Source organism: Mesorhizobium sp. M1322 (assembly GCF_040318085.1).
Lineage (GTDB): Bacteria > Pseudomonadota > Alphaproteobacteria > Rhizobiales > Rhizobiaceae > Mesorhizobium.
Genome location: NZ_JAMYLP010000019.1, coordinates 37647 through 59362, shown reverse-complemented (window position 1 = coordinate 59362; position 21716 = coordinate 37647). Strand labels below are relative to the sequence as shown.

Genomic DNA, 21716 nt, shown 5'->3' with positions numbered 1-21716 from the left:
AAGTTCATTCTTTCGGATCGTGGGTTTTGTCGCCCTGTCCGAATTGCGCCATAAGCCCCGCGGAGCGCATGACATTGAGCACACCGGCGCCAAAGCCCAGCAGCAGGAACACGATCAGACCCCATGGCGATGTCCCCGCCACACGGTCGATGATCCAGCCGAGACCAGCACCAACCACTATCCCGGCGATGAACTCGCTGGACAGCTTGAGCGCCTGGCCATATCCGGCCGCACTGCCCGCCTTCGCGTCGTCTTTCCCCTCGAGCCGGTCCGGCCGCCTTGTCGCAAGCGATGCTTCAAGGTCGCGCCGGCGGCGCTCAAGATCGTCGTCGCGGATGTCGGCTTGACGCTGTTTGCCGCGGCCGGTTTCTCCGGTTCCGTCTGGCCCATTCTTGTCGGCCATCGCAACCCCCCTTGCCCGATCAGATCGTCACCGTCCGTCCGCTCTTAAGTCGCCGGCAACATAGTTAGAGGGTCCGCGCCCGTCAAGCCACGGGCGGGACTTCAGCTTCAAGTATTTTCTCTAATTAAATCAATGCCTTGCCAGGGTGCGACATCGTGCCCGCTGCCGCCGCTGGCGTACCGTGACCGAATCCCTGCGGCGACGGGTCTTCTATCGACCGCGCCCGGGCCTTGCCGGAGCGCTCAGCTCCAGCCGCCGCCATAGGTGCGGTAGAAGATGTGCAGGCCGATCTTGGTCATTTTTTTCATCGTCCGCGCCCAACCCGGGTTGACGTAGTTGGCGTAATAATGGGTCGACGATCCGACTTCCGGGATAAAGATCTTGCCGGCAGTGACTGCCATGGCGATATCCTGCGCGGTCTTGTAGTGGGCTGGGCTCTGGATGCGTTTCTTTCTGCCGTCGCAAGCGAAGGAAAACTGACAACGGTTGAACCATTTGTCGTTCTGATAGACGACGCCGCAGATCGAGTTCGGATAGGCCGGATTGCGAACGCGATTGAGGATGACCTGGGCGACGGCGGCCTGGCCGCGCACGGATTCACCGCGCGCCTCGAAATAGATGCCGTTGGCGAGGCAAGTCTGTTCCGGCTTGGAGAAGACGCTCGCCGGCAGCGGAGTTTGCATCCACGAATGATCGCCCTTGGCCACCGGCGGAATGAAACGGCCATCGTTCGGCTTCTCGTCCTGAAGCAAGGCCTCGAAGGGCGAAGCCTGGGCATAGTCGGGCGCGGCCGCTGCGTAGGCGGTCGCTAGGACGTCGGCACGATCGTTGTTGACCAGGGCGGCCAGCATGGCCGGCACGCCAGGATCCGCCTTCTTGTCGACGCGCCTATGAAACGCGGCGGCAATCTGGATCTCCTTGCCTTTGATCTCGGGCCTGGCGAAAGCCATTTTCAGCCCGCTGTCCATGCTCGGGCGAAGCAGCGAGGAGGTGCGCTCGAAAACCGAGCCGGCGTTGAAGTTCTTCGGCGGCGCGACCGGCGAGACGATGATGATGCGGCCCTTCTTGTCGGCGCGCATGATGCGGTCCTCGTCGGGCGTGGTGCTGGCCACGCTGCCCTTGCCGCGAAATGACACGGCGCCGATGCCGGGCAACCGGACGCCGGAACCCGAGATCGAGCCGGTGGTGTCGGAATCGAGGAAAGGCATTTCGGCGGCATGGACCGAGCCGGCGACGGATTTCTCGACATAGGCGTTCCAGCGGGCGTTCGGCGCCTTGAGACCGGAAACCAGGCTCGTCATGTCCTGGTAGGCAATGACATTGGGAAAGCCGACCCAGATGCCAAGTCCAATGACCAGAGGAGACAGAAAGGAACGTCTTTTCTCACCGGCGAAAGCGACAAGCCGCTTCAAAACACGTCGATGCACGGAACTCTCCAGAAACGCAACGGACCCCACTGGAGAGGCACAATGATGCATTAACCTTGATGGGGCGTTAACGGAGCTCGACAGCGCCAATCATTTCAAAGGCGTTGTTGGAGACGGTTCCAACGGTCCCAATAACCGGTCTCTCGCTTCAATGAGGTCTTTCGGTGGCGTGCTGGTCCGGTCAGGGGATAATTCCCCGAGGGCCCCGGCGTAGCTGGATCTGGCGGGTACCGCAGCATTTCTTGAACTTCCTGCCTGAACCGCAAGGACATTGATCATTGCCGCCGCGTTGCAGCCGGCCGACCAGGGGCAGCAGCGCTGCGGAAGGCAGGAGCGATGCCGCAAGGGCAGTCAACTTGGCCGAGATTCCCGGCACGACGAGGCGACGTCCGGATTTGAACCCTCGCCACGCCCGTTCGGCCACATACTCCGGATCCACTTTGGGCAAGATGTTGAAGAGCACCGTCTGATTGGCGCCTGACCTTGCGAGAAACTCCGTCGACACCGGGCCTGGTGCCACGCATGTGACCGTCACACCGGTTCGGCGCAATTCCTGGTGAAGCGCCTCTGAGAAGACGCGCACGAAACCTTTGCTAGCGAAGTACAGAGCCATGTAAGGCCCGGGAAGGAACCCGGCCACGGAACTGAGGTTGAGCACCCCGCCCCGTCGGCGCGCCACCATTCCGGGCAGAAAATGGAGGGTCAGTTCGGTGAGGGAATGGATGTTGAGATCGATGATGCCGAGTTGACCATCGATAGGCAGCGCCGTCGTGGCGCCCCGCAGGCCATAGCCGGCGCTGTTGACCAGGACATCACAGACAAGGCCGTGTGCGGACAGAAAGCCCTCCAGGCGCATTGGCGCATCGCCTGCCACGAGATCCAACTCAAGCGTGAATGCCTCGCCACCCGCCTCCCGAACCTCAGACGCCGCGGCGGCCAAACCCTCGGGCGAGCGGGCAACCAGCACAACCGCGCCGTGCTCCCGTGCAGCGACGCTCGCAATTGCCCGGCCAATTCCACCCGAGCCGCCAATCACAACGACGGCTGGCCGGAATTCACGGTGCGAAATCACGTCGCGTTCCTCTGTCTTGCAGGAGCGGCAACACTTTGACCGAGCAGCACCACTTCATTGGCGACAGTGCCGTTCAGAATCTTTTCGAATCTCTCCAGTGCTCGTGCGACGTTCGCTCCATCCATGACCCGGTGATCATAGTGGATGCGGACATTCACCGATCCGTCTTTGCCGATCGGACCGTAGTTTAGAAGCGTGGTCAATGGTGTCAGCGGGTTGAGTGATTCCGCACCGAGACCAGAATAGACGGACAGTTGGAAGGTACCGAAGTAATTTGCCCTTTGCCGAGCGATGTTCAACCCTAGCCACATAAGCAGCCACCTGACGGGCGCGGGCGCACCTGCCATCCGCAAGGCACGCCGGAACTCCGGGACCTCCAGGATCGGCCGTGATCGAGCCGCGTGGATGGATTCCTCAAGTTCCGTGATAGAGTAACGCTCCGGACGTTTGATGCAGCTCAGCAGAACGGCCGGCTCGCCATCATATTCGCGCTCGTGGGCAATCGAGGCTACGCTTGCCGGATACTCGTAAAGCTGCGGCCAGGGCAACTTGACATAGGCGCGCCGCAGCTCCGGCATCTCTAGGGCGAGAAGCGCATATCCTTTCAGGAAGATCGCGGTCCACGAGGGCCTGATCTGCTGCGCCATTCTAGCCCTTACGAGTGGGCCGAGGTTCATCTGACGCTGCACCGCGACCCGTGGCACGCCGATCGAAAACCTCATCAGATCGCCAACAAGGCGCCGGGGCGCCGAAAGCTTGAGGGCTCGGCCTCGCATCAAAAGACCTCTAGTAAAGATAAGGGACTATTCGCTTGGTCTTTTCCATATAGGCACGGTATTGCGAGCCTAAATTCTCCAGCATCATACGCTCTTCCTTGTCCACTCTCAGCAGGAAAAGGACGGTGAAACCAATCAAACCGGATATGCCCGCGACCCAGTTCGGCAGCAGAAAGAGCTGGCCGAGCCCCATAAGCAGGAACGAGGTGTACATCGGGTGACGGACCAAGGCGTATGGCCCGGCGCTGACCAGTTCATGCCGTTCGCGAATCTCGAGCGTAATCGACCAGTTACGGCCAAGTTCCTTGTGGGACATGCGAAAAATCCACAGCGCAGAGCAGAAGATGAGGGTTCCGAGCGCCACCGACCACACGCTGGCCGGATAGTCAGCCGCTGCGGGGATGCCGGTGGCGACATAGAAGCCAGGCAGGATCGCCAGGCCAAGGAGAGCCGACGCAAGCCCGACGGTGTCGGAAATTGAGCGGCCGCCAGCTACAATTCGCACGCGCCTTGCCCGGCGCTCGAAGGGATACCGGATCACGTACCAAGCAACGATGCCGATCACCCATATGATCTCGCCAACTGTGGCTACAGCAATGGTCACTTCAGGTCACCGGAGCCTTTTCTCGATCTGGACCACGATAAGCCGTCGCAACGATGTCACCGTCCGAGTTGTCGACCGATCGACATTCAGAGCGAGTTTCTTTCGGACTTAACCGGGCGAATGAGGCGAAAGCGGGTTTTGCCGATCGCATTTCAACCCCCGTTCATCTCCCGAAGCTTGGTTATGAATTGTTGCGGCCGGAGCCAGGTACCGGGGGTCTTATACCCCATCGATCTGGCGATGTCCGCTACGAATGCGTTGCAGTTGTAAAGCGAGGCGTGCCAAAGTGGAGAACTGGCCTGCAGCTTTCGTATGCTCGCGACGACTTTCCTATATTCGGCTTCGGTGAGCAAAACTCGCCAGCTTGCCGACCGGTAGGCATCTTCCAGGTCGCCGTCCGTCCACCCGGTCGAGGCTGGCACGGGCGCCAAATGGCCGAGAACATAGACATTGGGATCATCGGACTTCGGAGCGAGCCCCGCGACTTCGGGGTTGACCATCCGTCCCGCCTGGTTCAATCGTCCAAAAATCACGTAGGAATGGCCGTAGGTAAGGGCGTATCGGGAGCGGAACTCGATGAAATGCCGTTGGGCCGCGCGCGCCGGCATTGCCGCGGTTTTCAATGCGCGATCATTGGACACAAAAGTCGGCTGGGGCTTGTTGTCCTGCGACTGACATGACGCCGCGACAAGCGCGAGCAGGGCCACAATTGTTGAACGGCCACTTACAAGCGTCATCTCATCCAGAACTCCGAGGACCGCAGACCTAGGATCAGCCAATGCCCGTTAACCGCAGGTAGGCTGCGAATCGGCCTTGGCCCCTGTATATCGATAGGGAAGGGCCTGGCGGCCCTTCCCCAAATCTCCGAAAGCCGGTGCTTATTTAATCACGGGCTCTTCTACGGCAGCGGGTTCCGGCGGAGGAGCCTTCCCCTTCCCTTTACCGATCCCGTTCGCGCAGCCGCTCAGGCTGGTAACGGCGAGGGTAGCAACCATTACAATCAACATCCTGCTCATCAAGCAATCCTTTCCCCAGGGGCGGAACAGCCTATAGAATCGCCACAAATAAAAAGATATGCAGCCCCGCCAAGTTAGCTGCGATCTACACCAAAGCCTAGTGCAGAAATGCCACAGTCGGCACCCGGTTGCAGGCGGCACCTTTGCAGTGACGTGCTGGCAGGGTTCACCATCCAACGGAAATCAGGCCTGCCCACCATCAAATAACCACCACCGTGGTGCCCAAAGGTGTACGGTCGTAGAGGTCGATGATGTCGTCATTGATCAAACGGATGCACCCGTTCGATACCGCTGTGCCTATCGTCCATGGCTCGTTTGTACCATGTATCCGGAAGTGGGTGTCGCGCCCGTTGCGATAGAGATAAAGGGCACGTGCACCAAGCGGGTTATTTGGTCCGCCGGGGACCCCCCCTGCATACTTCACCAGGCGCGGCTTGCGCCTCATCATGTTGGCGGTGGGTGTCCACGACGGCCAGTCCGCCTTGCGGGCGACGGTCGCTGTACCCTTGAACGAAAGTCCCTGCTCGCCGACGCCGACGCCGTAGCGCGTCGCCCACCCGTCGGTCTCGACGGCATAGAGAAAACGTTGCGAAGTATCGACGACGATCGTTCCAGGCGGCTCGTTGCCGTCGTACCGCACATGCCGCCGTCGGAAACGAGGATTGAGGCCATTCCTTGGTCCGAACGCGGATGAAATCGGCTCCGTCACCTGTCGTAACGTCGACGTACATCCGGAAAGCATCAGAGCCAGACTACCCAGCACGAGCCCCCGGCGCGCAATGTGGTGTTCATCCATTTCTACCTGCTAGGAAACTGGTCAATCTACCGCCCGCCCTCGTCTCTACCATTGCAAGGCCGGCGGGCCAAGTCTCGCTGTCTGGTAGCAAAATGAATTCACAGGATTGATAAGCGAATTGGAGCGAAACTTCTTGCGATAACCGTCTGCCTCTGTTCGGTTATGTCACGATGGCATAGGACAGAGACCATGAAGCCTGACTTCCAGGGTAAAGTCGCGATTGTGACCGGCGGAGGCTCCGGAATAGGAGCGGCTGTTTCACGGCAACTCGCGCAGGAAGGAGCCGAGGTTGTTGTCGCCGATCTTGATGCCGAGGCCGCGCGCTGCATGGCCGCCGAAATAAACGCGCAAGGAGGCAGGGCCTACGACGTTGCGGTCGATGTCACGGATGCGGCAGCCGTCGAAAAGCTGATCGAGTTCACTATCCAGAAATGCGGCGGACTGGATGTGGCGGTAAACAATGCAGGTATCGACGGCGTTCGAAAAGCAACGGCAGACTATCCGCTCGACAACTGGCACAGACTGATAGACGTCAATCTGAATGGCGTCTTCTACAGCATGAAGTACGAAATCGCCGCGATGCTGGATCGAGGCGGAGGCGCCATCGTGAACATGTCCTCGATTCTCGGTTCCGTCGGCTTGCCGACTGCGTCCGCATACACGGCAGCGAAACACGGGGTCGTTGGATTGACCAAGGTGGCGGCGATTGAATATGCGAGGATGGGCATCCGGATCAATGTCGTCGGCCCCGGCTGGATCGAAACGCCTCTTTTATCGGAGCAAATGGAGATATTAGCCACCCGGCGCATGGCAGCCCTTCAGCCGATGGGCAGACGCGGCAAACCGGAAGAGGTAGCGACTCTTGTATGCTTCCTGTTGTCCGATCAGGCCAGCTTTATCACTGGGAGCTACCATCTGGTGGACGGAGCTTACACCGCCCATTAGGTGCGGTGGCTGGCCCCACTCGGCTGGCTGCTGTCAAGGTGATGACGCCGCAGATCGCCGGGCTGCCCGCACTGCCTGAGATGGCGCTGTTCCCGCGTCGCAAGGGAGGCCGAGCCAGACCCGGTGGCGGCGTGACTTGCCGACATCCTGCTGCAGGTGGCGGTGGAATCCCTGCCCGAAAGTGTGCAGGCGCTGCCCGCGAGCGGCCAGCGGAGCGTAGCCTGATGCGGGCGCCCAGAAGACGCGGCGCTCAGCGGCGTTTTTTGGCCTTGCTGGCGAACGGATTTTCCGAGGTGCGCAAGGCGATGCGGATCGGCACCCCTGGCATGTCGAAGGCTTCGCGCAGACTGTTGGAGAGATAGCGGACATAGGATTGCGGCACCGCGTCCGGCCGTGAGCAGGACACGACGAAGCCCGGCGGGCGCGTCTTGGCCTGCGTGACATATTTGATCTTCAGCCGGCGCCCGGCGACGGCAGGCGGCGGATGATGCGCCAGGATGCCTTCCAGCCAGCGGTTGAGCTTGCCGGTCGAGACGCGGCTGTTCCACACTCTGTGCGTCCTGATGACGGCATCCATCAGCTTGTCGAGGCCGCGCCCGGTCTCGGCCGAGACCGGCACCGCCTGCATGCCGCGCGCCTGTGGCAACAGCCGCTCAGTCTTCTCGCGCAGTTCCGCCAGGAGTTCCTGGGGGTGGTCGATCATATCCCATTTGTTGAAGGCGATCACCGGCGCGCGGCCCTCGCGGATGATCAGGTCGGCGATTTGCAGATCCTGCTTCTCGAAGGGAATGGTGGCGTCGAGCACGATGATGACGATCTCGGCAAAGCGGATGGCGCGCAAGCCGTCCTGCACCGACATGACTTCCAGCTTCTCGTGAATCCTGGCCTTGCGGCGCATGCCGGCCGTGTCGAACAGTTTCAGCCGGCGCCCATGCCAGTCCCAGTCGACGGAGATGGAGTCACGGGTGATGCCGGCTTCCGGTCCGGTCAACAGCCGCTCCTCGCCGATCAGCGCGTTGATCAGCGTCGATTTGCCGGCATTCGGGCGACCGACAACGGCGATGCGCATCGGTTTGGTATCGTCATAGCTCGGCTCGGCATCAGGATCGGTGATGTCCTCCCCGATCAGCACCTCGCTGGCGGCGGTCTCCTCGTCCGCATCCTCTTCTTCTTCGCCGAAGGCGCGCGCCTCGCCCAGTGCTGATATCACCGCATCGCGCAAATCGGGCAGGCCCTGGCCGTGTTCGGCCGAGACCGGGATCGGCTCGCCAAGGCCGAGTTCCCAGGCCTCCAGCATGCCGCCCTGGGCGCCGCGCGCTTCGGCCTTGTTGGCGACGACGACAACCGGCTTGCCGGATTTGCGCACGATCTCGGCGAAGGTCTTGTCGTCAGGCATCAGCCCGGACTTGGCATCGATCGTGAAAAAGATCAGGTCGGCTTCGCGGATGGCGATCTCGGTCTGGGCGCGCATGCGGCCCGGCAGCGTCGAAGCTGCAGCATCCTCGAAGCCAGCGGTGTCGATGACGTCGAAATGCAGATCGTAGAGCTTGGCGGCATGGACGCGACGGTCGCGGGTGACGCCCGGCGTGTCGTCGACAAGCGCCAGCTTCCTTCCCACCAGACGATTGAAAAGGGTCGATTTGCCGACGTTAGGCCGGCCGATGATGGCGACTTTGAACGTCATGCGGCCCTACATCTGCCATGCATGTCGTTGTTCCAAAACCGCTACACACTTTTGGGCGACATGCATTACGACACGCCGCCCGACCCACGGATCAGCTCGGACATCAACGTCGCCCGCTCGCGCGCATTGCGCGGGGCGCTGTCATCCGAGGCGATCTGGTCGAACAGTTTCAGTGCGTCCGTCGCCTTGCCTTCTTTCCAGGCGGCAAGGCCGAGCGCTTCGCGCGCCGTGTGGCGCAGCGGGTTGGTGTCGGCGGTGAGAGCCTCGACGCGGCTGGAGACATCGGCGAAGGAACCGTGGTCGACGAGCAGCAGTGCTGCCCTGAGGCGCGCCATGTCGCGAAGGCCTGATGAAATGTCCGTGTCGGCGGCGACCTCGTCGAAGTCCTTGACGGCGGCGGCGAAATCGCCCTTATCCGCCTTGACGGTTGCCGCGCGCATGCGGGCGAGCAGCGGATAGGCGCCGTAGCCATCCTTTTCCAACGCAGCGAGGGCTGCCAGCGCTTCGTCGCTCTTGCCCTCATTGGCAAGCTTCAGCGCCTGCGAGAAGGCGTCGCCCGAGCGATTGGCGCGGGTCTCGTCCCAATAGCGATAGCCGACAAAGGCGGCGGTTCCGACCACCACCAACACCGCGAGCGCAAGCAAGGCCGGACCAAAACGGTCCCATAGCGCATGCGCCTGATCGCGACGCATCTCTTCGTTGACTTCGCGGATAAAACTGTCGTCCGACATCTCAAAACCATCCTGCCCGCCCCAGGGCGGTTCGTGAGCCCGCGTTTTAGCGAAATTTTGCCGGCATGGAAGGGGTTCGACAGGAAAATCGGCTAATCGCCGGACACGTGACCGCAAGAGGCGACCGCACCCACGCCACATTTCGCCGATAGCCGATGCTCGAACCCTCCTCAAATCCTGATCAGATGTCGATGCCTCGTTTCTCCCGCGTTGTTGCGTTTTCCATCGCGTCGCTTGCTGCAGCGGGCACTGCTGTTGCCGATCCGCCCGCGGCGCCAGCGCCGGCAAAGCCGAAGCAGGCCGTCATCATCTCGTTCGACAGCGCCCGCGATATTTCGCAATGGAAGCGCAGCCGGGCGCTGGCCCAGCACACCGGCGCCCATTTCACCTATTTCGTGTCCTGCGTCTTCCTGCTCTCGCCGGAGACGCGCAAGCAATATACGGCCCCCGGCAAGACATCAGGCAAATCCAATATCGGCTTCGCCGCCTCGAAACAGGAGGTCGCTGACCGGCTCGAGCAGATAAACCTTGCCGCCTCGGAAGGCCATGACATCGGCAGCCACGCTTGCGGCCATTTCGACGGCAAGGACTGGAGCAAGGCCGACTGGCTGAGCGAGTTCAGTTCGTTCAAGCGCGTTCTCGAAAACGCCTATTCGATCAACGCTATTACCGCTGAACCCGCGGGTTGGCGCGAAATCGCACGTAAGGCGGTCGGCTTTCGCGCACCGTATCTGTCGACGAACAAGGCGCTCTATGAAGCTCTGCCCGCGGCCGGCTTCCTGCTTGATGCAAGCGGCGTTTCGCGCGGGCCGATCGAGCCGCCGACCAGCAACGGCATCACGCGCTTCTCGCTGCCGCAGATTCCGGAAGGTCCCCACACAAGGCGGGTGATCGCGATGGACTACAATCTTTATGTCAGGCATTCCGGCGGTTTCGAGCGGCCGAGCAAGGCAGACGAATTCGCCAACCGGACCTATGACGCCTTTCGCGCCGCCTTCGACGCCCAATACCAGGGCAAACGCGTTCCGCTGGAGCTCGGCTTCCATTTCACGCTGATGAATGACGGCGCCTATTGGAACGCGCTGGAGCGCTTTGCCGGCGAGGTCTGCACCAAGCCCGATGTCGAGTGCATCAGCTATCGCGACTATGTTTCGCGCCAACGCGGCCACGAAAAGCAGGCGTCGGTGGGCGGCTGAGCCGAAAGCGCTCGCCGCCCGGCACTCTTAGCTTACCGGTTGATCCTCAGGGCGCAAGCCGGCTTGCTCACGCTCCAGATAATGCTGGTCGATGTCCGGAAGCGGTTCGCCGTGGATCGTTGCCTCGAAGGCGCGCAGACGCTTGTGCACCGACAGAAGCTCGACGATCGTCGACCATGAATTGACGAGATATTGGAACGAGCTAGTCACCTGGCCGAAGGCTGAACTGACCTGGTTGATGAGACCCAGCGTTACCGTTCCCGCGATGATCGAGGGCACCATTAGAAAGAGGGCGAAGATGTTGTTGGTTTGCAAATAGAGATAGCGAACAACATTGAAATAGACGTAGTGAAAATAGAGGCGAAAATAGTTTCTGCGCACATTTCCAAACAGCTCTACAACTGTCGGCGGCTGCGCCCGATCTGCATTGTCCTCACCGTAGACGAGTTCCTTACGGTAGGCCGCTTCGACGCGCTGGTTTCTGAATTGCAAGCCGGGAAGCTTTATGCCGGCGGTGGCAATGCAGACCGTGCCGAAAATTGCCCAGAAGATCGCAGCCACAACCAGCGGCTGCGGAACGTGACCAATGAACGGCAAAACAGTGATGTGCTTAGAGTAAGCCAGCAAAATCGGCATGAAAGCGATCAGGGTCATGATGGAATCGACAAAGCTGGTACCAAGGTCTTCCATGATTTGGGAAAACCGCATCGTGTCTTCTTGCACACGCTGGGAAGCCCCTTCGATATGGCGCAGTTTAGGCCAATACGACATGTAATAATTGTTCATCGCAGTACGCCAGCGGAACACCCAATGGCTGACGAAGAAGTTCGTAATGACAAAAACTGTAACCGCCACCAGAGCAATGCCGAGAAACGCTAATACTTGCGCGTAAAGATCAGCTTCTGTCGCCGTTACAGTTTTGCTGAGGATGGCTTGAATGAGATCCCAGAACGGGCCGTACCAGGCATTGATCGCGACGCTCACCTGCACCTGAAAATAAGTCGTGAACAAGATCAGCGAGGAACCCAGGATGGACCAGCGGTCCCACGGGTGCGGGGAATACCAATGCCAAAAGGCGTAAAAGAGCAGCACACCAAGGGTAAAGTAGATGTAGAACCAAAGGAATGGAGGCGACCAGAAGACCGAAACGCCAATGATGGGCGGCGCGTCCGCTGCGAGGGGAGGCAATCCGATCAAAGCGCCTAGCTGGTCGCCACCGAGAAACCATATGGCCACCATGACCGCACTCCACAGGGCCGCCGAGGTGAAGAAGAGCTTCGGCTGCGGGAAAAAGGATACAAACACTGTGGGGAAATCCTCGGTCGATGCGCAAATCAGCGGCGTTGCTGTTCAGCGGGCATAAGGTCACACATCGATCGGAATGAAAATGGCCGGTGCGCGATGCCCGGCCCCGAGCAAGACCACAATCATGGCGATTTTGGAGCAGCCGACCAGGTGATCGCGCCGGAGACAAGCAGGACGGCGGCGGCCACGATCGATGCGAGGAAGAAGTCGCCCGAGGCTTGCGCAAGCAGCCCGGCGACGATTGGACCGATGATCTGACCGAGGCCGAAAGAGGCCGTCATCAACGCCAAGATCCGGCGTGGCGCTTGCGGGACAAGCTGCCTTCCGGTCTGCAGGCCGAGCGCGGTGATGGCGATGAACGTGCCGCCGACAAGCAAACCGCCAAGCAGCGGCCCGATACGCCCGCCGATGGCCACACTCGCGGTGACGCCGACCACCTCGACGAGGCACCCGAAGGCACAAGCCGCATACAGGCCGATCCTTGCGGCGATCTTCTGCCAGAGCCAGATCGAAGGAATCCCGGCCAGGCCAGTGACCATCCAGACCACGGCTTCGAAGCCGCGTCCGCCGCCACCCTGCCGGACAATGGCGATCAGAAACGTCGCCGTCACGATATAACCGAAGCCGAACAGGCCATAGGCGACGATGATCTTCATCAGCGAGCGGTCCTTCGGCAGCGCCGGTTCGCGACCATCGGCGCCGTTGGCGGTCGCAGTGCTGCCGACCAGCAGCGCCACGACGGCAAAGGCGCAGGCTGAGATCGCGGCGGACCAGAACCAGCCCGCCGCCCAGCCGGCATGTTTCGTCACGAGGATCGCCATCAGCGCCGAGGATGCCGCTATGCCGAGGCCAACGCCGCCGAAATGCAGCGCCTGCAGGTCGTTTCGGCCGGTCGCGGCCAGATGGCCGAAAACGATGCTGGACATGCACACCAAGACGAAGGCGCGGGCCAGACCGGCAAGAAACCGGATGACGAGAAAGGCCGCCATAGTACCGGCCAGGCCCATCAGCCCGGTGAGGACCGCGGTGGCAGCAAGACCGGCCAGCATCAGCAGGCGCTCGCGACCGTGCGCCCAGCCGCCGACGGCTGCAAGCGCACCAAAGAGATAGCCGAGATAGTTGGCGGATGCGATCCAGCCTGCATCGGCCGGCGACAGGCCAAGCTCCTCCATCATGCCGGGCAGGATCGGTGTATAGACGAAGCGGCCGATGCCCATGGCAACGGCCAGGGCAATCATGCCGGCAAAGGCGAGACGCAAAGGGGATGGCGAAGCGGCTTTCATTGCGGTGCACAATAGGTGCACGAGCCTGTCAAACAATCCGCTTGTGTTGGGCCAGAACGGCTCGCAACGGCTGTTGGCAAGTGTTCGCCGCAGAGGGCCGACCCGCTAAATCTGGTTCAGCAGCCGCAGCCGATCTGCCCGGTGCCCGTCTCGTAGGCAGTGCGCCGGGCCGTCAGCCTGAACGGCACGTCGCCGAGTTCACGCTCCGACATGGTGTCGAGCACAGGATGCGACAGCGGATCGGTCATCCATCGGGTGGTCGCGCTTTCACCCGACCCGCTTTGCCGCATGCCGATAACGGAAAAGCCCCTGAGCAGTGATAAAATCTTCATCGAATTTTTCTCTACAGGTCTGCTTATGTCCTTAAAATCTGCCATGCCGCTCTAAGTTTCAATTGAGATTTCAACTGTGCCAGTTTAGAAAAACTGAATGGCTATACTGAACCGCGTCCACCTCAACGGCCTGCGCGCCGTGGAAACCGTCGCCCGTCTGGGATCGCTTGCTGCTGCGGCGAGCGAACTCAAGGTGTCCGCCAGCGCCGTTAGTCAGCAGATCAAGCGGACGGAGAAGCAGCTCGGCCAGACGCTGTTCGAACGGACGGCAAGCGGTCTCGTGCTGACCGAATTCGGCACCGTCTTCACCGCCCGGCTCGGGGCTGGGTTCCGCGAACTCGCGCAAGCCGTGGCGCTCGCCGACGAGGCCTCCGAATGCACGCTGGTGGTTTCGGTGGCGCCGGCTTTCGCATCGAAGTGGCTGCTGCCGAGACTGTCACGTCACTTCGCCCGGCATCCGAATGTGCTTCTGCGCATCGACGCCTCGGTGCGGCTTGCCGATCTCGACCGCTCGGACATCGACATCGCCATCCGACTTGGCGACGGCAAATGGCCTGGCGGGCGCGCGGAACTGCTGTTGGCGCAGGAGGTCTTCCCGGTCTGTGCCCCGGTGATCGCCGACAAACTGAAATCGATCGACGACCTCGCCTTGACCTGCGCGATCACCGACGAAAGGACGATGATCACGTGGGACAGCTGGTTCGAGGCGGCCGGGGTGAAGCCCGTCACCTTCCTCAAAGGCGCGCGCTTCACCGACCCGATGCTGTGCCTGGAATCGGCGATCGCCGGTCACGGCGTGATGCTCGCCTGGCAGTTGCTGACGGCTGACGCTCTCGCCGACGGCCGGCTGGTCGCGCCGTTCGGCGTGCGCGCTGAGAGCGGGCTGGGCTACTGGCTGGTGACATCGGCCAGCAAGAGGGAGAGCCGCAAGTTGCGCGATTTCAAGATTTGGATCCGCGAAGAGATCGAGGCTACGATGGCGCAGTTCGGCGCGCTCGACAGCGCTGCCTGAGCCTCCTATCGCGATGGCGGTGGAAAGACCGGCGGCACCGGTCTATGTAAGGATGAGACCCCCAGATCACGGCAGGCAGGACCATGACCACACATTCGCGCGGCGTTTCCGCAACGATCGACCCGGTGAAACTCGACAGGCTGGCGGAAGTCGCCATCAAGGTCGGGCTGCAATTGCAGCCGGGGCAGGATCTGGTGCTGACATCGTCGATCGCAGCGCTGCCTTTGACGCGACGGATCGTCGAGCATGCCTACAGAGCCGGCGCCGGCCTGGTGACGCCGATCTTCAATGACGACGAGATGACACTGGCGCGCTTCCGCTATGGCGCCGATGCCGGCTTCGACCACGCCGCCGGCTGGCTCTATGAGGGCATGGCGAACGCCTTCGCCAACAATGCGGCGCGGCTGGCCGTGCGCGGCGAGGATCCGTCACTGCTGTCGGCACAGGATCCGGCGAAAGTGGCGCGCGCCAACAAAGCGAATTCAGTCGCCTACCAGCCGGCACTGGAAAAGATCACCGGCTTCGACATCAATTGGAACATCGTCGCCTATCCCGACCTGGCCTGGGCCAGGCAGGTCTTTCCAGGCGATACCGACGACGTCGCCGTGGCAAAACTCGCCGACGCCATCTTTGCCGCCTCACGGGTTGACGTGGACGACCCGATCGGCAACTGGACAGCGCATAATGCGGCTCTTCGCAGCCGAACCGAATGGCTGAACGGCCATAATTTCCATGCGCTGCATTTCACCGGACCCGGCACCGACCTGACCGTCGGTCTGGCCGACGGCCATGAGTGGATGGGCGGCGCTTCGACCGCCAGGAACGGCATCACCTGCAACCCGAACATTCCGACCGAGGAGGTTTTCACCACGCCGCATGCAAGACGCGTCGAGGGGCATGTCTCCTCGACCAAGCCGTTGTCTTACCAGGGCACGCTGATCGACGAGATCTCGGTGCGCTTCGAGGAAGGCAGAATCGTCGAGGCAAAGGCTTCGAAGGGCGAGGACGTGCTGAAGAAGGTGCTCGACACCGACGAGGGTGCGCGCCGGCTCGGCGAGGTTGCGCTGGTGCCGCATTCCTCGCCGATCTCGGCGAGTGGGCTGCTGTTCTTCAATACGTTGTTCGACGAGAACGCCGCCTGTCACATCGCATTGGGACAGTGCTATTCGAAGTGCTTCGTCGACGGCGCCTCGCTCAGCCAGGACGAGACCGCGGCGCGCGGCGGCAACAAGAGCTTCATCCATATCGACTGGATGATCGGTTCGGACAAGATCGACATCGACGGGCTCGGCAAGGACGGAAGCCGCGTGCCGGTCATGCGCAAGGGCGAATGGGCGTAAGGAGCCGCCAACAAGCCGTCATGGCGGTCAACCCCGGAGTTGACGATGAACTCGACATCAAGGTCAAGCGCATCTACGAGCCGCCCTCGCCTAACGATGGGCAGCGGGTGCTCATAGCCCGCATATGGCCGCGCGGCGTCCGCAAGGCAGACGCCGCGCTGACGCTATGGCTGAAGACCATCACGCCAAGCGATGAATTGCGCAAATGGTTCGGCCACGAGCCGACGCGCTGGATGGAATTCCAGCAGCGCTATCGCGGCGAGCTCGACAGGAACAGCGACGCGGTCGGCCAGCTGCGCGCCCTGCTCGACAACGGCCGGGTGACGCTGCTCTATGGCGCCCAAGACGAGCTGCACAACAACGCAGTGGCCTTAGCTGACTATCTCAGCCTAAAGGGCTGAGGCAGCGCGCGCTGCCGAGTCGTATTCACGCCTTCGTCGCTAATCTCAGGCGACACGCAGTTCCGTGGCCGCATCGAAGAGGTGCACTTTGCCCGGCAGTACCGAAAGGTTGATCGCGGCGCCGGCGTTGCGGCGCTCGTCACGCGGCACCACGGCGACAGCGTCGTATCCCGCCACGCGCAAATGAATCTGGACGTCCGCGCCGGTCGTTTCGGACAGCACGACCTCGCCCTTGATCTCACCCGCATCCGAAATGCCGAGATCGTGCGGACGCACGCCCATGATGACCTTTTGGCCGGGCTTCGCCTTGATCTGCGGTGACAGGCCGATCGACACGCCTTCGGCGACGAAGCGAGGACTGCCGCCCGCGGTCTCGACAGCGCCGGCGATGAAGTTCATCGACGGCGAGCCGATGAAATCAGCGACGTATTTCGAGTTCGGGCGCTCGTAGACCTCGTCGGGCGTGCCGATCTGCATGATCCTGCCGGCGTGCATCAGCACGATCTTGTCAGCCATCGTCATCGCCTCGATCTGGTCATGGGTGACGTAGATCGTGGTCGTGCCGAGACGATTGTGGAGTTGGCGGATTTCCACGCGCATATGCGTGCGCAGCTTGGCGTCGAGGTTGGAGAGCGGCTCGTCGAAAAGGAAAACGGCGGCATTCCGCACCATGGCGCGGCCCATGGCAACGCGCTGGCGCTGGCCGCCCGACAGTTCCTTGGGATAGCGCCCGAGGTAGGGCGTGAGATTCAGGATTTCCGCCGCCCATTCGACCTTCTTCCTGATCTCGGCCTTTGGCACTTTCGCCACTTCGAGACTGAAGCCGATGTTGTCGAACACCTTCATTGTCGGATAGAGCGCGTAGTTCTGGAACACCATCGCAATGTCGCGATCGCGCGGGTGAACGTCATTGACCCGCCTGTCGCCAATCAACAGATCGCCGTTGGTCACGCGTTCGAGCCCTGCTGTCATGCGCAGGAGTGTGGTCTTTCCGCAGCCGGACGGCCCAAGAAGGACGACGAATTCGCGGTCGGCAATGCCGAAGGAGATGTCCTTCATCACCTCGACGTGCCCGAAATTCTTGGCGATGTTCTTATATTCTACGGTAGCCATTCTCTCTCTCCAGAAGCCCGATTCGGGTCGTCAGTATTTCTGCCTGGTCGGCGTGATGACGATTTCCTGCACGAGAGCGTTCTGCGGCATCTGGTAGGTGTGCAGCATGAGGTCAGCGACGTGCTCCGGCCCAATGCCGCCGCCGATTTTGAGCTTGTTGGCCTTGTAGTTGGCGAGCGTCTGCGGATCGAGGACGCCGCTCAGAACTTCGGTTTCGATCACCCCGGGCGAAAGCACGACCACGCGGACGTCATAGTCGGAAAGATAGTCGCGCAGCGATTCCGACACGGCGTGAACGAAGAATTTCGTCCCGCAGTAAACCGTATGATCCGGATAGACCTTCCGGCCAGCAATCGAACTCATCATGAACAGCGTTCCATGACGGCGCTCCATCATGCCCGACATCACGGCGTGGACCGAGTTCAGCACGCCTTTCGTGTTGATGTCGATCATCTCGTCCCATTCCTCGGGCGGCTGGCGGCCTATGTCGGCAAGACGCGCGATGCCGGCATTGGCAAAGAGCATGTCGACCGGCCCGTATTCGGCTTCCGCCTCCTTCACCGCGGCTGCGATTGCGGCGCGGTCGCGGACGTCGACCTGCCGGGCCATGCTGTCGGGCAGGTTCAGCGCCTCCATGCGCTCCAGACGGCGGGCCATCATAAGAACCGGATGGCCGGCGCGCGAAAACACCTTGGCGACCGCTTCGCCGATACCAGAACTGGCTCCTGTCACTGCTACGAGCTGTTTTCCAGCCATTGTTCTTCCTCATGGGAATTGTCGATACCCTGGGTGGCGACCCAAGGCCGCCACCCAGGAACACTCAGCCCTTGGCGACGAGATCGTCGACCTGGGTTTTCAGGGCGTCGAGCGACTCCTTTGCCGAGCCCGACTGGCCGGCGAAGTATTTGCCCAGTGCAACCGGGATCATATCGCTCGAGAGTTCTGCCCACGCCGGCAGGTCAGGCTCGGATCCCATGTAGTTGGCGATGGTGTCGCGCACGACCGGCAAATGGCGGGTCGTGCCGGCGCCGACACGCGCATTGGCCAGCACGCGCGGATCGTCATAGACGCTGGTGCGCGTTGGCCCCGTCCCGCCGCCCAGAACGGTGATCAGCGCCTGAGTATCGGCTGAGGTCGCCCACTGCATGAAAATCCAGGCAGCGTCCGGGCTCTTCGAGTATTTCGACACCGCGAGCGAAGAACCGCCCTGGTGACCAACGCCCGGAATTTCGCCGAATCCGGTCTGCTCGACCGTGCGCAGCGTGGCGGCAGGTTTCGGCGGAACCATTGCTTCCATCAGACCGGAGACTTTGGAGGCTTTGGGATCGTCGAAGAACGGGAAGAATTCGCCCCAGGACAGCATCGAGGCGGCGACGCCCTGGCCGACCGACTGGCCCTCGCCATCCCATGTCCAGCCGTCGACGCCGGGCGGCATCGTCGCCTTGAGCTTGTCCCAGTAGGCCATGGCGGCCAAGCCAGCTTCGTCATTGCCGGTGAATTTGCCGTCGGGGCCGAAAATCGAACCGCCATGGCCCCAAAGCCACGCCGTCCAATCGCATTCGAGGCTGTAATGGCCCGATTTCATCTGGCCGCTGGTGCCGTACATGTTCGGGCCCTTGGCGTCGGTGATCGCCGCGGACGCCTGCAGCAAATCGTCCAGGGTGGCCGGAGGCGGCAGCTTGAGCTCGTCCCAGACGTCCTTGCGGTATTGCGTGATGAAGATCGGGATGTCGTAGGGCACGCCGACCATGCGGTCCTCGTACATGGCGATACCGTCGACGAGCGGCTTCAGGAAGTCGTCGATGTTGTAGTTCGGCATTGCCAGATCAGCGTTCTTGAGCTGCTCGCGCGGATCGAAGACGTCCTGGCTGAAGCTCGCCGCCCAGCTCTGGTCGATATAGTAGAGGTCGTAAGTGCCAAGGCTCGACGCCACGTCGAGCGTCAGCTTCTGCAGCACCTGCTCGAGCGGCAGCACTTCGATCTCGACCTTGATCCCGGTAGCTTCCTCGAAATACTGCTTGAGCTGCGTGGCGATGGCATTCGACGGCGGCGTCGATTCGGTGGCGAGACGCAGCGTCGTTCCGGCAAAGGGCTTGCCGACATCCGAGAGCCATTTGGTGATTTCGGCGCTGGGCTTTAGCTCCTGTTCCTGAGCCGATGCCTGGCTGATGCCGTAGAACGGACGTCGTCCCAGGCCCATGCCGAGCGCGCCGGCGCCGAGGCCGAGAATGCTTGCTGCGCGAAGAAACGAGCGCCGGTCCATCTGTCCGCGAACGAAGCGATCGGTGACAGAGGCAAGATGCGCCTTTCTGATGCTGTCTTTCATTGTCTACTCCTCCGGTTTAATTCGCGATTTTCACAAGGCTGCGAATTCGAGCCTCCCATCTATTGTTTCAACGATCCCATCGTGAGACCGCGCACGAGGTGCTTTTGAACCAACAGAATGAAGATGAAAGCGGGAATGATGGATGCGGCGCCAAGCGCGGCCATGTTGCCCCAGGCGGTGCCGATCGAGGTGACGAAGGTCGACGAGACGACTGGCACGGTCTTGACCGACGTGGTGGTCAGGGTCAGCGCAAACAGGAATTCGGTCCAGCTGAAGATGAAGCAGAGGACCGCGGTGGCGGCGATGCCGCCCTTGGCCATCGGCAGCACAATCCGCCGGAAGATCATGAAGCGGCTGGCGCCATCGACGATGGCGCTCTCGTCGATCTCGAACGGGATGTCATCGAAGAAGCTCTTCATCAGGAGGACGGCGAGCGGCAGGTTCATCAGCGCATGGATCAGCACCATGCCGGTATAGGTGTCGATGAGCCCGAAATTCTTGTAGATGAAGAACATCGGAACCGCGACAGCGACGGGCGGCATCATGCGCGTCGACAACACCCATCCGACGAAACTGTGCCGGCCGCGGAAGTTCATGCGCGACAGGGCATAGGCGGCAAGCGTGGCGATGGCGACGGCGAGCACGGTCGACAGCGTCGCGATCACGATCGAATCCCAGACGCGGGGCGCCATGTAGAAGTTGCCGCCGCCCGGCGTCACGGTGATGCCGCCGCTGCCCAGCGAGATCCCGAACACCTTCTGGAAATTGTCGAAGGTCGGCGTGAAGGCGAACAGTTTCGGCGGCCGGTTGAAGATGTCATTGCCGTGTTTGAACGCCACCGACGTCCAGTAGTAGATCGGAAAGAAGAAGATTGCGACCACAACCCAGGCGGCGATGGTGCGAAGCATGCGCGTCGAGTAGGAGCCGTTCATTCTACCATCTCACCTTCGCGATACGGATGAAGAGGTTGGCAATGACAAGGATGATCACCAGGGTGACGAGGCTGAGCGTGGCTCCATAGCCCCATTTTACGAAGCTGAACGTCTGCTGCCATGCATAGAGGGACAGCGAGTAGGTCGACGCTCCCGGCCCGCCGGAAGTCATGACGAAGACGTAATCGAAGACGCGGAACAGATCGATGCCGCGGACCAGCACGGCGATCGCGATCACCTTCGACATCATCGGCAGGGTGATCCGCCGGAAAATCTGGAACGACGACGCGCCGTCGATCATCGCGGCCTCGTAAGGCTCCGGTGGCAGCGCCCTGAGACCGGCAAGGAAGATGAGGACCATGAACGGCGTCCACTGCCAGATTTCCGCGACGAGAACGCCGGCTAGGGCGGTCGACGCGGTGGCGAGGATGGGATTGTTCGGATTGAGCAGACCAATCGACTGCAGGAGATAGCTGATCACCCCGAACTGCGGGTCCTCCATCAGCAGATACATCATGCCGACAATGGCCGGCGGGATGACGAGCGTCATCGTCAGGACGCCACGCAGGAAGCCGAAACCGAAGCCGTCGCTGTCCAGGAGCAGCGCGATCGCCATGCCGAGCACCAGTTCAAAGACCAGCGCGATGGCGAAATAGGTGAAGGTGATGACGAGCGACTGCCAGAACCGCGTGTCGTTCCAGAGCTGCACCCAGTTTTCCGTGCCGACGAATTCGAGCGCCCGCCGGCGCGGGACGAACTCGTGGAAGCTCAGCCAGATGTTGTAGATCAGGGGATAAACGGTGAAGACAAGCAGGATCACCACCAGCGGCAGCAGCCAAGGCAGCGGGTGATCTGAAACGACGAAACGTCTGGCTTGGGCAACCCGCACGCGTTCCTCCCGAACCGCTTCGTTTTGCGATGCACAAATGTTCATATCTTGTGCATTTGTTCAAATGCTATATCGTCACCATGTCTGTGGCAAGCACTTGTTGGCCGGCGACAGCGGCATTCGGACGGGTGCG

Annotated in this window: 23 protein-coding genes; 5 read left to right on the top strand and 18 right to left on the bottom strand. The window is 61.3% G+C overall.

Annotated features, from left to right (window positions below; genetic code table 11):
- Positions 1-4: 4 nt before the first annotated feature.
- The 8 genes from NKH12_RS10155 to NKH12_RS10120 form a co-directional block, all read right to left on the bottom strand.
- Positions 5-403 carry an AtpZ/AtpI family protein gene (locus tag NKH12_RS10155; protein ID WP_352952982.1) on the bottom strand — a complete coding sequence of 133 codons (399 nt, stop codon included), beginning with the start codon at positions 401-403 and terminating at the stop codon, positions 5-7.
- A gap of 242 nt (positions 404-645) precedes the next feature.
- Entirely contained in the window at positions 646-1830 is a 1185-nt protein-coding gene (locus NKH12_RS10150; RefSeq protein ID WP_352952981.1) for a cell wall hydrolase, read from the bottom strand.
- Positions 1831-2011: 181 nt separating this feature from the next.
- Complete coding sequence (locus tag NKH12_RS10145; RefSeq protein ID WP_352952980.1) at positions 2012-2902, bottom strand: SDR family NAD(P)-dependent oxidoreductase; 891 nt, start codon at positions 2900-2902, stop codon at positions 2012-2014.
- Positions 2899-3678 (bottom strand): hypothetical protein, encoded by a 780-nt coding sequence (locus NKH12_RS10140; RefSeq protein WP_352952979.1) that lies wholly within the window; start codon positions 3676-3678, stop codon positions 2899-2901. The genes NKH12_RS10145 and NKH12_RS10140 overlap by 4 nt, the downstream gene beginning before the upstream one ends.
- Before the next feature lie 10 nt (positions 3679-3688).
- Positions 3689-4276, bottom strand: coding sequence for a protein-S-isoprenylcysteine O-methyltransferase (locus tag NKH12_RS10135; protein WP_352953007.1), 588 nt, complete (start codon positions 4274-4276; stop codon positions 3689-3691).
- A gap of 158 nt (positions 4277-4434) precedes the next feature.
- A complete protein-coding gene (locus NKH12_RS10130) occupies positions 4435-5019 on the bottom strand; it encodes a hypothetical protein (RefSeq protein ID WP_029355499.1) in 585 nt (194 codons plus the stop codon).
- 141 nt (positions 5020-5160) lie between these two features.
- The gene (locus tag NKH12_RS10125) at positions 5161-5298 is read right to left on the bottom strand and encodes an ABC transporter (RefSeq protein WP_244749584.1); all 138 of its coding nucleotides are present in this window, start codon (positions 5296-5298) and stop codon (positions 5161-5163) included.
- Positions 5299-5497: 199 nt separating this feature from the next.
- A complete protein-coding gene (locus tag NKH12_RS10120; RefSeq protein WP_352952978.1) occupies positions 5498-6094 on the bottom strand; it encodes a L,D-transpeptidase in 597 nt (198 codons plus the stop codon).
- A 189-nt stretch (positions 6095-6283) separates the two neighbouring features.
- Between NKH12_RS10120 and NKH12_RS10115 the strand changes: the two genes are divergently transcribed.
- Positions 6284-7039: an SDR family NAD(P)-dependent oxidoreductase gene (locus NKH12_RS10115; RefSeq protein ID WP_352952977.1), complete on the top strand. Its 756-nt coding sequence runs from the start codon at positions 6284-6286 to the stop codon at positions 7037-7039.
- A gap of 250 nt (positions 7040-7289) precedes the next feature.
- On the opposite strand, the gene der is transcribed toward NKH12_RS10115, so the two are convergent.
- Both der and NKH12_RS10105 read right to left on the bottom strand, forming a co-directional pair.
- Positions 7290-8723: a ribosome biogenesis GTPase Der gene (gene der / locus NKH12_RS10110; protein WP_352952976.1), complete on the bottom strand. Its 1434-nt coding sequence runs from the start codon at positions 8721-8723 to the stop codon at positions 7290-7292.
- A gap of 65 nt (positions 8724-8788) precedes the next feature.
- The gene (locus NKH12_RS10105; RefSeq protein ID WP_352952975.1) at positions 8789-9454 is read right to left on the bottom strand and encodes a tetratricopeptide repeat protein; all 666 of its coding nucleotides are present in this window, start codon (positions 9452-9454) and stop codon (positions 8789-8791) included.
- A gap of 191 nt (positions 9455-9645) precedes the next feature.
- On the opposite strand from NKH12_RS10105, the gene NKH12_RS10100 reads away from it, so the two are divergent.
- Positions 9646-10650, top strand: a complete 1005-nt coding sequence (locus NKH12_RS10100) for a polysaccharide deacetylase family protein (protein ID WP_352952974.1) — start codon at positions 9646-9648, stop codon at positions 10648-10650.
- A 27-nt stretch (positions 10651-10677) separates the two neighbouring features.
- On the opposite strand, the gene sbmA is transcribed toward NKH12_RS10100, so the two are convergent.
- The 3 genes from sbmA to NKH12_RS10085 all read right to left on the bottom strand — a co-directional run bounded on the left by sbmA (position 10678) and on the right by NKH12_RS10085 (position 13570).
- Positions 10678-11955: a peptide antibiotic transporter SbmA gene (sbmA, locus tag NKH12_RS10095; protein WP_352952973.1), complete on the bottom strand. Its 1278-nt coding sequence runs from the start codon at positions 11953-11955 to the stop codon at positions 10678-10680.
- 122 nt (positions 11956-12077) lie between these two features.
- Positions 12078-13238: a YbfB/YjiJ family MFS transporter gene (locus NKH12_RS10090; protein ID WP_352952972.1), complete on the bottom strand. Its 1161-nt coding sequence runs from the start codon at positions 13236-13238 to the stop codon at positions 12078-12080.
- Between the two features lie 116 nt (positions 13239-13354).
- Positions 13355-13570 (bottom strand): hypothetical protein, encoded by a 216-nt coding sequence (locus NKH12_RS10085; RefSeq protein ID WP_352952971.1) that lies wholly within the window; start codon positions 13568-13570, stop codon positions 13355-13357.
- A 97-nt stretch (positions 13571-13667) separates the two neighbouring features.
- Here NKH12_RS10085 and NKH12_RS10080 point away from each other — a divergent pair, with 97 nt between their 5' ends.
- The 3 genes from NKH12_RS10080 (at position 13668) to NKH12_RS10070 (ending at position 16323) form a co-directional block, all read left to right on the top strand.
- Complete coding sequence (locus tag NKH12_RS10080; RefSeq protein WP_352952970.1) at positions 13668-14582, top strand: LysR substrate-binding domain-containing protein; 915 nt, start codon at positions 13668-13670, stop codon at positions 14580-14582.
- A gap of 83 nt (positions 14583-14665) precedes the next feature.
- Positions 14666-15922 (top strand): aminopeptidase, encoded by a 1257-nt coding sequence (locus NKH12_RS10075; protein ID WP_352952969.1) that lies wholly within the window; start codon positions 14666-14668, stop codon positions 15920-15922.
- 20 nt (positions 15923-15942) lie between these two features.
- The gene (locus NKH12_RS10070; protein WP_352952968.1) at positions 15943-16323 is read left to right on the top strand and encodes a DUF488 domain-containing protein; all 381 of its coding nucleotides are present in this window, start codon (positions 15943-15945) and stop codon (positions 16321-16323) included.
- Positions 16324-16368: 45 nt separating this feature from the next.
- Here NKH12_RS10070 and NKH12_RS10065 read toward each other — a convergent pair whose 3' ends face one another.
- The 5 genes from NKH12_RS10065 to NKH12_RS10045 all read right to left on the bottom strand — a co-directional run bounded on the left by NKH12_RS10065 (position 16369) and on the right by NKH12_RS10045 (position 21583).
- The gene (locus NKH12_RS10065) at positions 16369-17436 is read right to left on the bottom strand and encodes an ABC transporter ATP-binding protein (RefSeq protein WP_352952967.1); all 1068 of its coding nucleotides are present in this window, start codon (positions 17434-17436) and stop codon (positions 16369-16371) included.
- Between the two features lie 30 nt (positions 17437-17466).
- Positions 17467-18192, bottom strand: coding sequence for an SDR family oxidoreductase (locus NKH12_RS10060; protein ID WP_127314342.1), 726 nt, complete (start codon positions 18190-18192; stop codon positions 17467-17469).
- Between the two features lie 64 nt (positions 18193-18256).
- Entirely contained in the window at positions 18257-19762 is a 1506-nt protein-coding gene (locus NKH12_RS10055) for an ABC transporter substrate-binding protein (protein WP_352952966.1), read from the bottom strand.
- A 59-nt stretch (positions 19763-19821) separates the two neighbouring features.
- Positions 19822-20694, bottom strand: coding sequence for a carbohydrate ABC transporter permease (locus NKH12_RS10050; RefSeq protein ID WP_352952965.1), 873 nt, complete (start codon positions 20692-20694; stop codon positions 19822-19824).
- A 1-nt stretch (position 20695) separates the two neighbouring features.
- Positions 20696-21583 (bottom strand): carbohydrate ABC transporter permease, encoded by an 888-nt coding sequence (locus NKH12_RS10045; protein ID WP_352952964.1) that lies wholly within the window; start codon positions 21581-21583, stop codon positions 20696-20698.
- Between the last annotated feature and the right edge of the window lie 133 nt (positions 21584-21716).